Origin of the sequence: Methylomonas sp. Kb3 (assembly GCF_002834115.1) — a bacterium.
In the GTDB taxonomy this organism is placed as follows: domain Bacteria; phylum Pseudomonadota; class Gammaproteobacteria; order Methylococcales; family Methylomonadaceae; genus Methylomonas; species Methylomonas defluvii.
Genome location: NZ_PIZT01000002.1, coordinates 18,393 through 31,432, shown reverse-complemented (window position 1 = coordinate 31,432; position 13,040 = coordinate 18,393). Strand labels below are relative to the sequence as shown.

The following is a 13,040-nucleotide window of genomic DNA, read 5'->3' as shown; positions in this document are numbered from 1 at the left end:
CCACAAAAACTGACCATGCATATTTTCATTATTGCCTTAGATACGTTATAAGGCAGTCATACACCAACAATCCATAAATCAGGTTACACTACGAATTGAATTTATAATTTACCTAAAAGTGACAACTTACTATGAAAGGATTTTTGATAAATATAATTTTCACCTCAATTGGCGCTATATTAGGAGTTTACATTAAGCAGATAGATATACTTCCTTTTTCACCTAGCGAAAACACAATAGTAGAGAAAATACAAAAGGCTGCGAAATTAATCACTATTGAACATTTTGTAACTGATATTGTTGAGTTTAATGAACAAGAGCCATGGTACAAACCAGATCAAAAAGCAATTGTAATTGCAAAAGCCAAAGTATCAGCCGGCTTTGATCTGTCAAAAGATATTTCAGTATCTGTTTCAAATCCTGAACATCTAATAAAAATTAGATTACCAAAACCCCAGATTCTCAGTATTGATCCCACTTATAAGTACTATGATATCAAAGGTCAGCTTACGATCAATAATCATAATGCCCTAATACAAAAAGCAAAGGCTACAATGAGACAAGTTGCTCTTCAGGCTGGAATTCTTGATCAAGCCACGAGATCAATTAAGGACCAACTTGAATTATATTTTGAAGGTTATTCTGTAGACGTACAGTTAAACGAACCCGGAAAAACCGATCAGAATAAGCTTTTTCAGTAAATTCATCGGGTGCCTATCCGGTTTTTCATACCACCTGCTCTCAATACAAATAGAATACCAAACATAATCAAAAAAACTGAGGAAGGAATCGGTACAGGACTGTATTTGAACGCATCTATACTTGCAATAGTACCACCATATCCTGACGCTAATAAGTAAGAGACATCCTTAGAGTCCCTGTATAAAGTCAACCAAGCTGTGTCAGAAAGACCTTTTATTGAGGAAAGAATATCGTCTAATAACCTATCAGAAGAATCATAAGCCCGTATTTCGCCGACAAACTCACTAGTTCCAGTACCTGTCGCAAACTGAACTGCAAAATAATCAATAGGAGATAAAAAATCAAACCGTAGCATTATCGAAGTCTGATCATATCCTCCCCCCCATCCCCAATTAGGATTCTGAATGTATCCAAATACGTAATCAGTATTTAAGTGATTGTTCTTTCCAGGTTTATCAACAATAGCAAATTGACCACCCTGGTTTCCGGCAGGATAAATAAACAACCCGGGCAGAAAACTGTTAGAAATTTCTCCTCGTGTAAAATCATCTGCATTTACCGTCACAACAGCAGATTGTGCTTTCGATAAAAAACCGAATCCACATAAGATTACAAAAGTTATTAGTTTTGAACTAGTCATCGTAATAAGGTCCTATTAGGCCTATAGCCTGGGTAGAGCAACGCGAAACCCAGAAAAATCGTCAAGCTAGGTTTTATTTCATTCAACTCAACTTACAAAACCTAACAATAACCCAATGATTTCCGCTCCGAAATGTCGGGTTACGCTATCGCTTACCCAACCTAAATTGGGGCGAGTTTTGTCCCGTATGCCGCGCCGAGCACCGGAGCTTTTGAACGGAATAGCCCGTAGGGGCGATGCAGGGATGCATCGCGTTGACGAAGGGGCAGGAAGCCCCTTTCGGCAACCCCCGGCAAAAGCGAGGAGCGCAGGAAACAAGCGGCGTCCGGGTGTCTTTTCTTTTGGATACTTTTCTTTGGACAAGCACAAATTCGTCTGGAACGAATTTGAACAGCCGATAGGCTGGCCCGCAGGGCGAAAACCAGGGATGGTTTTCGTAGCGAAAGTATCTCGGTTGTCGGTCCGAGAACCGAGGTTAAAATAATCCGTCGCGATAGCGACACAACCAAACCAACAGCCTATTTACCACTCAATTTCTTGATAATCGTTTTGGCCAGATAATCGTTAATTTCGTTATGCCTCGGCACGGCCTGAGATTGCCGCGTTTCTTCGTTGGTATACCAATCGTGGTTGCCACCGTGCCTAGATAAACGACAACCCATTTCTTCAAGAATTTTTAGCAAATCCCGTCTTTTCATCAGGCGACCTGCAAAGTCTCCACTTTACGAACGAAAGGAATTTCCTGCGTTTCAAAATCCTTAAACAAATCCAACAAATTTTCCTGTAATTCCTGCTTGGTTTCGCCTTGCGTCAAATAATCGGGATATTCATTCAAAAAACCCAAATAAAAATCGCCATCTTTCCAGGAAGTATATTCAACCGTTTTCATCGCCATCTCCGAACAAAAAGCTTAAACCACCCGCCGTAGCGATTAATCTAACCCAACCGCTCCCTCACCCCCTCCGGCACCGCCACCAACGCCGCCGGCAATCCGGCAGGATCGTTGCCGCCAGCCTGCGCCATGTCCGGCCGACCACCGCCTTTACCACCGACTTGAGTAGCGACAAAATTCACCAATTCGCCGGCTTTGACCTTGTCCATCGCATCCTTGGACACACTGGCAATCAGGCTCACCTTGTCGCCACTGACCGCCGCCAATACCAAGGCCGCGCTACCCAACTTGTTTTTCAATTGATCGGCCAAGTCGCGCAAGGCTTTCGGATCGACATCGTCGAGTTTCACGGCCAGCACTTTCACGCCATTCACGTCGACGGCTTGGCTGGTCATCTCGTCACCGGCCGAGCTAGCCAGTTTGGCTTTGAGTTTTTCCAGTTCTTTTTCCAGGCCGCGGTTTTTTTCCATCAACTGATGGACTTTGTCGGCCGCTTTGTCCGGTGCGGCTTTCAGCAAGCCGGCGATGCTGAGCAAGGCTTTTTCGCGCTGATCTATCCAATCCAATGCGCCTTGCCCCGTCACGGCTTCCAGACGCCTGACGCCGGCAGCGACGCCGGTTTCGCCGATGATTTTGAACAAGCCGATGTCGCCGGTACGTTGCACGTGGGTGCCCCCGCAAAGCTCGGTAGAAAATTCACCCATCGTCAATACGCGTACTTCATCGCCGTATTTCTCGCCGAACAAGGCCATCGCGCCGGCTTTCACCGCATCGTCCTTGGCCATGATTTCGGCGGCAACCGCGTTGTTTAAACGAATCTGTTCGTTGACCAAGCGTTCGACGGTGGCAACTTCCGCTGGCGTCATCGGTTCGAAATGCGAAAAGTCGAAACGCAAGCGTTCGGAATTGACCTGCGAACCTTTTTGCTGAACATGCTCGCCCAAGGTCGCCCGCAGAGCGGCGTGCAATAAATGCGTCGCCGAATGATTGCGTTCGGTCGCTTTGCGGATTTCGGCATCGACGCTGACTTCGCAAGCTTGGCCTTCGCTGAGCGTGCCGCGCAAAACCTTGCCTTTATGCAGGAACAATTTACCGCCCTGTTTCTGGGTGTCGTGTACTTCGAATACCGCGTCACCACATTCGATGCGCCCAGTGTCGCCCACTTGGCCGCCGGATTCCGCATAGAACGGGGTTTGATCCAGAATCACCACACCTTCGTCGCCGGCTTCCAAAGCCTCGACCGGCTGGCCTTGCTTGAACAAGCCCAGAATTTGTACCGAGCCGTCCAGATGAAAATAACCGGTAAATTCGGTGCTGCTGTCGTGTTTGATGTCCTGATCGTAATCGGCCGCGAAGCTGCCGCCGGCCCGAGCCCGATCACGCTGCGCAGCCATTTCCACTTCGAAACCGGCGTGATCGACGCTGAGCTTATGTTCGCGGGCAAAGTCGGCGGTCAAATCCACCGGGAAGCCGTAAGTGTCGTACAACAAGAACACGACATCGCCGGGGATGACATGGCCGTCCATTTTGGCGACGCAGGCTTCCAGTATCTTCATGCCCTGTTCCAGGGTTTCCGCGAAACGCTCTTCTTCTTTTTTCAGCACCCGCTCTACTTGTTCCTGGGCATTCGCCAGTTCTGGATAAGCCTCCCCCATTTCCGCCACTAGCGGCGCGACCAATTTGTAGAAGAAGGTGTCTTGAATGCCCAAGCGGTAACCGTGACGGATAGCCCTACGGACGATGCGGCGCAACACGTAGCCGCGGCCTTCGTTGGAAGGCAATACACCATCGGCCACCAAGAACGCGCAAGAACGAATATGATCGGCGATTACCCGCAACGAACTATTCGCCAAATCCGTGGTGCCGGCCAATTGAGCGGCGACTTTTAACAGGTTTTGGAACAGGTCGATTTCGTAGTTGCTGTGCACGCCCTGCATCACCGCCGAGATCCGCTCCAGGCCCATACCCGTATCTACTGAAGGCGCGGGTAGCGGCGTCAGATTGCCATCCTTGTCCCGGTCGTATTGCATGAAGACCAAGTTCCAAATTTCGATGTAGCGATCACCGTCTTCGTCCGGACTGCCCGGAGGGCCGCCGGCTACATGCTCGCCGTGATCGTAGAAAATCTCCGTGCAAGGACCGCAGGGGCCGACATCGCCCATCGACCAAAAATTGTCCTTGGCACCGATCCGCGAGAAGCGTTTCGGGTCGTGTTTTACATCTTCCAGCCAGATCGCTTCGGCTTCGGAATCTTCATCAAATACTGTAACCCAAAGTCTTTCCTTAGGAATGCCCAACTCCTTGGTCAGAAAATCCCAAGCAAAATGAATCGCATCCCGCTTGAAATAGTCACCGAAGCTGAAGTTACCGAGCATTTCGAAAAAAGTATGATGACGCGCGGTATAACCGACGTTTTCCAAATCGTTGTGTTTGCCGCCAGCCCGCACACAGCGTTGGCTGGTAGCGGCACGGGTAAAATCCAGCTTTTCCCGCCCCAGGAATACGTCTTTGAATTGCACCATCCCTGCGTTGGTAAACAACAAGGTCGGATCGTTACCCGGTACCAGCGAACTGGAGGGACGCACGGCGTGGCCGTGTTGGCGAAAGAATTCCAAAAAGGCGGCCCGCAATTCGGCGCTAGTCATTTTTTTCATGGTGGTTACTTCGGTTGATTTGATACTTCAGAAAGTAAATTTACGTTGCATATGCTGATGATAAGAGCTCATCTATAGGACTTTCAATCGTTTAACAAATTCGCCAGCGTTTCGTGCAATGCTGGCAAAGATGATTCGATGGTATTCCAAACCGTTAAATCGTTAACCGACGCATATCCGTGAATCAATAGATTGCGAAAAGCCACAATTTGCGGCAAATCCGGAATGCGTTCGGCCCAAGCCGGTTCTATTTTGCATAACTGATTTAAAGCTTCGCCAATAATCTCAAATTGGCGCTCCACAGCAGAGCGTAATAAACGGTCTGATCTGTAATCCGCAACAGTTTTACCGGCAACAAATTCCAGTATCGCTTCAGCAGCGGAATGAGCGTCCCACAGAAAGACCCGAGGATCACGCTGCATAGACCAATTCGCGACTTTGTTCTATGCTGGCTAGCAAATAAGGGTTTTGCAACGCTGCAGTCTCCGCTAAATCCACATGCCGCCCAATTAGGCTCTCCAGTTCTTGCCGTAGGGCAAAAAATACCTGCAACGAAGACGACTGACCGTCCTCGGCAAATTCGACCAAAAAGTCCGCATCGCTGTGTTCCAAATCGAAGTCGGTAGCCCGCGCGGCCGAGCCAAAGACCTCCAGACGCTTAACCCGATAGCGCCTGCATAAGTCGACGATTGCGGATTTATTTTGCTGAATCAGAGGATGCATAAATAGCTCTTAGCTTCGATTTGCTTGAACCTTATTTCAACTATTTCTCCGAATACGCTTCGCTATTCGGAGCTACGAGCTCAGACTTCAATTTAGGGAATGAAATCTTTGGTGGGTTGGGAGTTACTTTTACTAAGGAATCCCCAACCACTTTTATCATTTCAGCAATTTCCGATAAGGAAATTTCAATGTCGCAGTTATAAGTTGACGTTGAGCTTGGTGCAAAATCAGGGACCGCTTGCTTACTCAGAACTATAACTTTCTTGCCGGAATCCCAACTAATGTTCGGACCATCAATTTCAACTACTTGAAGGTTGTCTCGCCGTGCTTTAGATCTTGTATATCCGGTTGCAACTCTACTGAACTTCATCTAATTGGCCTTAAAAGTTTGTCGAAAACGGTACCGCTTATTCCGACCTACATAGTTTGATTTTCAATTCCGCAAACAAGCGCTTGATCATTTCGCCACTGAAGCCGCGTTGCTGTAAAAAGCGGCTGCGCTTCAGCCATTCGTTTTGGGTCAGCGATTTTTCGCCGTCGTATTTACCCAAATACACGTCCAGCAGCAGATTTTGCCAGCCGCCCTGCTCCTCGGCCTGCGCATCGAGATTGGCGTCGTTGATACCGCGCTGCTGCAGTTCATAACGAATTCGCATCGGACCGTAACCGCTTCGGATACGTTGGCGAACATAGGCTTCGGTATAGCGTGCGTCGTTTTGCCAGTTCTGCTCGGCTATCTGATCGATAACCGGTTCAACGTCGTCGCGGTTAAAGCCGCGTAGTGCCAATTTATCCAGCAATTCCCGGCGGCTATGTTCGCGCCGGGCCAATAGTCTCAGACAGACCGCTTCGATCTGCTGCCGGCGTTCAATCGCCGTCGACAAACTCGGCGTCGTCGTCTTCACTGACTGCAGCCGGCGCGCTGGCTAATTTGGCAAAGGCCTTCTCGCGGATAGCCTTTTCCAATTCGGCGGCCTTATCCGGGTTATCGCGTAAAAACTGCTTGGCGTTGTCCTTGCCTTGGCCGATTTTCTCGTTGTTGTAGGCATACCAGGAACCGGACTTTTGCACGAAACCGAATTCCACGCCCAAGTCGACCAGTTCACCGAAGAATGACACGCCTTCGCCATAGAGGATTTCGAAATCGGCTTGCTTGAACGGCGGCGCCACTTTGTTTTTAACCACTTTGACGCGAGTCTCGTTGCCGATCACCTCGTCGCCTTTCTTGATCGCGCCGATGCGGCGAATATCCAGACGCACCGAGGCATAAAACTTCAGCGCATTACCGCCGGTAGTGGTTTCCGGGTTGCCGAACATCACCCCAATTTTCATCCGCAACTGGTTGATGAAAATCACCAATGTGTTGGAACGTTTGATGTTGGCGGTCAGTTTGCGCAAGGCTTGCGACATCAAGCGCGCTTGCAAGCCCATGTGCGAGTCGCCCATGTCGCCTTCGATTTCGGCCTTGGGTGTTAAAGCGGCCACCGAGTCGACCACCACGATGTCGACCGCGCCGGAGCGCACTAGCATATCGGTGATTTCCAGGGCTTGTTCGCCGGTATCCGGTTGCGAAACCAACAAATCGTCGATATTGACGCCGATTTTTTGCGCATAGATTGGATCCAGCGCGTGTTCGGCGTCGACGAATGCCGCCGTGCCGCCCAACTTTTGCATCTGGGCGATGGTTTGCAGCGTCAAGGTGGTTTTACCGGACGACTCCGGGCCGTAGATTTCGATAATCCGGCCGCGCGGCAAACCGCCGACACCCAGCGCAATATCCAAAGACAGCGAGCCGGTTGATACGACTTCAATGTCGCGGCTGGCGGCGACATCGCCCATCCGCATCACGGAGCCCTTGCCGAATTGTTTTTCGATCTGCATCAACGCGGCGCCCAGCGCCTTTTTCTTGTTTTCGTCCATTTGAGTACCTGCTGTTGTCTGGCCGGTGAAAGCCGCGCATTATCCCATAGACCCTGGCTGTGAAACAGTTTTTATATCCATTCAAAGTTCAGAAAAAGCCGGCGGCAAGCCGCGGATTGAAAGGAAAATATAAATGCAGATACGAGGCTTGAAGCGAGCCACTGCGAAAAAATCCTTCGCCGTGGCCAAAGCTGCGTTGCGCGACGGACGAAGCAACCGGTTCTAACGTGGTTTCCAGCGTGGAGAAATGAAAACTGTGACCGCGAATCTCACCGCGCTCCAGTTGGAGACTATGCATGCCCAAATTGGCCAAGCGGGTTTGCATCCGCGCACGACCTGGCAACAAACCCGCCATCGCCGCCTGATTGCCATCTATATCGGCCAAGGTCTGCAGCAAGTATAGGAAGCCGCCGCACTCGGCGTAGATTGCTTTGTCGGCTTGATGATGCCTGATTAATGCCTGCTTCATCGCCGTATTGTCGGCCAGGGCTTGCAGATGCAACTCCGGATAGCCGCCCGGCAAGTAGACGCTGTCAGCCTCCGGTAAAGCACAGTCCTTCAACGGTGAGAAAAACACCAGTTCGGCGCCCATCGCTTGCAGGCAATCCAGGTTGGCTTGGTAGATAAATGAAAACGCCGCATCACGGGCCACGGCAATGCGCTTTCCCGCTAACAAATGGGGCGGGGGATCGATCGACACTCCGACAAACGACACGGGGGCCGGCAACTGGCAAGGTGTATAACTGTTCAGCAATTCGGCGGCCCTAGCGAGCCGCGTGTCCAGATCGCCAATTTCATCAGCCTGCCACAAGCCCAAATGCCGCGATGGCAGACCGACGGCGTCATCTCTGGCCACTGCAGCAATCAGTGGCGTTTGCGCCGGCAAGGCTTCTTGCAACAATTTTGCATGCCCGGCGCTGCCGATCTTGTTGGCTATCACACCGGCAAATGCCAAACCCGGTCGATAATTGGCCAAGCCGTAGGCCACGGCTGCAAAGGTTTGCGCCATGCCCTGCGCATCACTCACCGCCGCGACCGGTACCGCCAACGCCTGGGCTAAATCAGCGCTGCTGCTGTCGCCGTCGAACAAGCCCATCACGCCTTCGATCAAAATCAAATCGGCTTCGCCGGCGGCGCGGTACAACAAGTCACGGCAATGGGCCTCGCCCATCATCCATAAATCCAGTTGATAAACCGGCTGCCCGCTGGCGTAAGCCAAAATCTGCGGATCGATGAAATCCGGGCCGGTCTTGAATACCCGAACCCGACGGCCTTGCTGTCTATGATAGTAAGCCAGCGCGGCGGTGACGGTGGTTTTGCCTTGCCCGGAAGCCGGGGCGCTGATTAACATGGCCGGACAACAGCGCGGGTTGGTCGTCATGGATGAAACGGGAGAAACAGTCAAAACATCAGTCCTTTTGGTAAAACCACATTTGATAAACACTCATTAGTATTTGTACGCCCATCGATAAGCCCATCAACGCACCGCTAAGCACTACCACATAGGCAAATTCGGAAATATGCTTGGTGACAAACCAGGACACTACGTCCAATAGCATTGCAAAAAACGGAATCACCAGCGCCACCCGCTTGACGTAGATATTCATATCGCAGAGCAGAAAAATTTTGCCAATGAAAAACAGGATGAAGGCAATGCCGAATAAATGAATATGCGACACCCTGACCAGCGCCGGCGTCGACGCCCCGCCTTTATGCGCCACTTCCGCGACACCTTCGTAATGCGTCAGATTGGGCAGGCTCGGGTTGGCGGCCGGGTTATGACAGTGGATGCAATCGCGGTTCAAAATCGGCGCGATCTGTTGCTCGTAAGCCGGTTGCTCCGCGCCATCCTGAATCCATTTCAAGATCACTTCCTTATCGCTTTTGTATTTCAGATTCGGCTCCATGATGCCGTTGACTGCCGCGCCAAGCCTGGACTGAGTGGTCGAACCGTGGTACATGATGACAATGTCGTCTATCGACAAACCGCGCTTACCATCGCGGCCCTGATGGGTGTAATACAAATTCACGAGGGCCATCAGATAACCCAAACCGATGGTCAACAGAAACACGGTATATAAAATCTTCTCACTGGTGGAAATATCTCGAAAACGGCGATATTGCTTCGGCATAGGCAATTTAGAAAAAGGCAAAGTGGGCACGATCCATGGCGCTAGACTGGTGCTGCGGAAGCTTCCGGCAAGCCAAATCGGCTCCCCAGCGGCTCAATGGCATCAAACTGCTTTTAGAATAATCGATATGCAAATATTGATCTATGCCAAGTTCGCGGAAAAATCCTACCGGCGATTTTTATTTTTATCGCATAATCGACCATAGTTAAGCGCTAAGAGTGCTTCAAGCTCTCAGAAGAGCACGTTCTGGTTTTGAATGAATTTTTCCAACGTCCACCTTTTGCTAATACCGCAAAAACAACGATGAAACCATCCCCAGCGCTTTAAGTCATTGGGGGATCCAACACAGCAGGAGAACATATGCGTACTTTATTACTTTCCTTACTTGCCGCTACCACCTTTTACAGCAGCTTATCAACCGCTCAAGCCCAAGATTCCGCTAGCGTGGCAATCCCGGATAAAGTCAGGGCCAATATTTTGAAACGACACCCGCAAGCGCAGGACCTGAAAGCGACTCAGGAAACCCACTTTGGTCAACAGCTACTGGAAGTCAGCTTTAAGGATACGGAAGACGAATTGAAGCATGAGTTATTTAGAACCGACGGCGCGTTGTTTGCGAACGAAATCCTGCTGGACAACGGTCTAGAAATATCACCTGACGTGACCAAAGTGCTGGCCGATAACTTCCCCGGCTATAAGCTGCATAAGGCGGAATTGGTGATTAATCCGAACGGCGTGGGCGAAGAATACGAATTGTTTATTGAGGTGGGTGGCAGCAAATGGAAGGTGGCGGTCAACGACAAGGGCAAAATCACGGATAAAGATGCTTATTAATAGCTGTCTCCCCAGGCACTTAATGCTAAGAATCTTAGAATTTCCTGCCTGTTAACCGGACACTTAAATTTCCCTGCTCCGTCATTCCCGCGTAAGCGGGAATCCATCTTGAAAACTCGGCCTTAGCATAAGCGTGAGCGACTTTATTGAGGGCCGGTTTAATAAATCCGGCCATACTTGAGTGGTTTTCTTACTGCCTGAGTAGGCTGCTTGAGAGTGTCCTGAATTTTGCCCAATAGCTTTGCCCGTATAGACACTCGGGGAACGCGGACGGGTAAAGCGCGTCGCTAGCCGTTTAATCTGACGCCTGGATTCGAACCCCAAGTTTCAGGAAATTCCCTATTTTCCGCCCCACCTCGCTAGTCTTACAATATTGGTATGACTCAAAATAATTCTTCCGTCAGCAAACTGTTTCCCGGGTTTTCAGACGCCGATAGCTTACAGATAAGCCACGCGCTGAAGCTGGTCGAGCAACTTTCGGCAAACTGCAAGGACACTCTCCGCCCCAAAGGCGTCGATGTCGCCTCAATTTTAATGAGTGTGCATATCGATCTGGAAACTATTCTGGCGGCGCTGCTCAGCGATTCACGTGTTGCCGGGAAACTCAGCGACTCGACAATACGCGAGCAATTCGGACCGGTAGTCGCCGACTTGGTTAAAGACGTGAGTTGGTTGAATAATGTCAGCATTTACAGTACCGACATGGCAAACCAGCCCAATCAAGCCGAGATATTGCGACGCATGCTGCTGGCAATGACCCATGACGTGCGGGCGGTGCTGATTAAATTGGCTTTTCGTATTCAGCGGCTGCGCGGACTCCAACACGAGCAAGACAATATCCGCCGCTTCATTGCCAGGGAAACCCTGGATATTTATGCGCCACTCGCCAATCGCCTGGGTATTAATCAATTCAAATGGGAATTGGAAGACCTGGCGTTTCGTTATGCCGATCCTGAGCATTACCGCTTTGTCACCGACTCATTGGCTGTCAATCGGGAACAACGCCAAGCCTTTATTGAGCGGTTTTTAGCGGCACTTCAAGACCGTTTAAACCAGGAAGGCATACAGGCCAAGGTCTACGGTAGGCCCAAGCATATCTATAGCATCTGGAACAAGATGCGCCGCAAGCAACTGGCGATAAACGAACTGTACGACTTATTGGCAGTGCGCGTGGTGGTGGACAGTTTGTCGGCCTGCTACATGGTGCTAGGCTTGGCGCACAGCCATTGGCAGCATATTCCGCGGGAATTCGACGATTACATCGCCAACCCTAAGGAAAACGGCTATCAGTCCCTGCATACCGTAGTTTTGGATGAAGACGGCAACCGTATCGAAATTCAAATCCGTACCAAAGCCATGCACGACTTTGCAGAGCTGGGTGTGGCAGCGCACTGGCGTTATAAAGAGGGCAGCAAGGTCACCGCCGCCACCGAGAAGAACATCGCCTCGCTCCGACAACTGCTGGAAGACAAAGATAACACTGACGGCTTGCTGGAAAACTTTCATACCGAGCTGTTCTCCGACCGGGTATTCGTGCTGACGCCTGCCGGCAAATTGATCGACCTGGTCAAGGGCGCTACGCCACTGGATTTTGCTTATGCGATCCATACCGAGGTGGGTCACAGTTGCCGCGGCGCAAAAGTTAACGGCCAGATCAAGCCCTTGACTTACAAGCTGTGCTCTGGGGAGCAGGTGGAAATCATCACCGTTAAAAACGGTCAACCCAATCACAATTGGCTGAATCCCAACCTCGGTTACCTAAAAACCCCGCGAGCCATCAGCAAGGTAAAAAGCTGGTTCAAACAACAACAGCAAGCCGAAAATATTGCGGCCGGCAAATTGCTGCTGGATAAGGAAAGCAAGCGGCTAGGCTTGAAAACCGTCGATATCAACGAATTGTTAAGGCATTTTAAATTCGCGGATACAGAACATTTTTATGAAGCGCTAGGCCACGGCGACATCAACAACCGGCAATTGGCCGGCGCGTTGAAAATTCCGGAATTGGAACCAACACCGATCAAATTGGTGCCCAGCAAATCCTCTACGCAATCAGCGATTACTATCGATGACATTGATAATGTAGTGACCACGCTGGCCCATTGCTGCTCGCCGGTAAAGGGTGACGAAATTATCGGCTTTATCTCGCATAAACGCGGTATCACTATTCATCGCCGCGACTGCGAGAATATTCGGCATCTGTCGCCCGAGCAGCAATTGCAATTGTTGAAAGCCGATTGGAGCGGTCAACAAACTGTACATCACAGCGTACCGATTTTGATTCATGCCTTTAACGCGCAAAATTTGTTGAACGACGTTTCTCAGGTATTAGCCGCCGGGAAAGTACATATCAGCAACGCCTCATTGAAGACCCACGACGATTTGTCCGCGATTCTGAATATGACAATTCAAATCGAAAATACCGAGCAACTTAGTTTGGTGCTGGCACGTATCAGCCATTTGCCAAATATTATTGAAGTGAGAAGGAAAGTCTGACGCGCCCTGTATCAGCACTAATTCAACTATCCGGGAGACTTTTTTAGCGG

13 protein-coding genes are annotated in these 13,040 nt (G+C 50.2%); 3 read left to right on the top strand and 10 right to left on the bottom strand.

Features of this window, described 5'->3' with window-relative positions:
- The first annotated feature begins 131 nt into the window (after positions 1-131).
- Positions 132-701, top strand: a complete 570-nt coding sequence (locus tag CWO84_RS01020) for a DUF4230 domain-containing protein (RefSeq protein ID WP_101051518.1) — start codon at positions 132-134, stop codon at positions 699-701.
- Between the two features lie 2 nt (positions 702-703).
- Here the strand turns inward: CWO84_RS01020 and CWO84_RS01015 are convergent, their stop codons facing one another.
- The 10 genes from CWO84_RS01015 to CWO84_RS00960 form a co-directional block, all read right to left on the bottom strand.
- Entirely contained in the window at positions 704-1,342 is a 639-nt protein-coding gene (locus CWO84_RS01015; protein ID WP_133120631.1) for a hypothetical protein, read from the bottom strand.
- Between the two features lie 518 nt (positions 1,343-1,860).
- Entirely contained in the window at positions 1,861-2,040 is a 180-nt protein-coding gene (locus CWO84_RS01005) for a type II toxin-antitoxin system HicA family toxin (RefSeq protein ID WP_026601379.1), read from the bottom strand.
- A complete protein-coding gene (locus CWO84_RS01000) occupies positions 2,040-2,231 on the bottom strand; it encodes a hypothetical protein (RefSeq protein WP_101051516.1) in 192 nt (63 codons plus the stop codon). The genes CWO84_RS01005 and CWO84_RS01000 overlap by 1 nt, the downstream gene beginning before the upstream one ends.
- A gap of 47 nt (positions 2,232-2,278) precedes the next feature.
- A complete protein-coding gene (gene alaS / locus CWO84_RS00995; protein WP_205800332.1) occupies positions 2,279-4,888 on the bottom strand; it encodes an alanine--tRNA ligase in 2,610 nt (869 codons plus the stop codon).
- An 83-nt stretch (positions 4,889-4,971) separates the two neighbouring features.
- Complete coding sequence (locus CWO84_RS00990; protein ID WP_101051515.1) at positions 4,972-5,310, bottom strand: HepT-like ribonuclease domain-containing protein; 339 nt, start codon at positions 5,308-5,310, stop codon at positions 4,972-4,974.
- Positions 5,300-5,611, bottom strand: a complete 312-nt coding sequence (locus CWO84_RS00985; RefSeq protein ID WP_033157270.1) for a nucleotidyltransferase domain-containing protein — start codon at positions 5,609-5,611, stop codon at positions 5,300-5,302. The genes CWO84_RS00990 and CWO84_RS00985 overlap by 11 nt, the downstream gene beginning before the upstream one ends.
- A gap of 407 nt (positions 5,612-6,018) precedes the next feature.
- On the bottom strand, positions 6,019-6,516 hold the full coding sequence (locus CWO84_RS00975; protein WP_084153322.1) for a regulatory protein RecX: 498 nt from the start codon (positions 6,514-6,516) through the stop codon (positions 6,019-6,021).
- The gene (recA, locus tag CWO84_RS00970) at positions 6,479-7,531 is read right to left on the bottom strand and encodes a recombinase RecA (RefSeq protein ID WP_033157268.1); all 1,053 of its coding nucleotides are present in this window, start codon (positions 7,529-7,531) and stop codon (positions 6,479-6,481) included. Before recA ends, CWO84_RS00975 begins: the two co-directional genes overlap by 38 nt.
- A gap of 88 nt (positions 7,532-7,619) precedes the next feature.
- A complete protein-coding gene (locus tag CWO84_RS00965) occupies positions 7,620-8,912 on the bottom strand; it encodes a cobyrinate a,c-diamide synthase (RefSeq protein WP_240617930.1) in 1,293 nt (430 codons plus the stop codon).
- 28 nt (positions 8,913-8,940) lie between these two features.
- Positions 8,941-9,663: a hypothetical protein gene (locus tag CWO84_RS00960; protein WP_033157266.1), complete on the bottom strand. Its 723-nt coding sequence runs from the start codon at positions 9,661-9,663 to the stop codon at positions 8,941-8,943.
- Between the two features lie 360 nt (positions 9,664-10,023).
- Between CWO84_RS00960 and CWO84_RS00950 the strand changes: the two genes are divergently transcribed.
- Positions 10,024-10,497: a hypothetical protein gene (locus tag CWO84_RS00950; RefSeq protein WP_033157264.1), complete on the top strand. Its 474-nt coding sequence runs from the start codon at positions 10,024-10,026 to the stop codon at positions 10,495-10,497.
- Positions 10,498-10,875: 378 nt separating this feature from the next.
- Positions 10,876-12,990, top strand: coding sequence for a bifunctional (p)ppGpp synthetase/guanosine-3',5'-bis(diphosphate) 3'-pyrophosphohydrolase (locus tag CWO84_RS00945; RefSeq protein WP_101051514.1), 2,115 nt, complete (start codon positions 10,876-10,878; stop codon positions 12,988-12,990).
- The last annotated feature ends 50 nt before the right edge of the window (positions 12,991-13,040 follow it).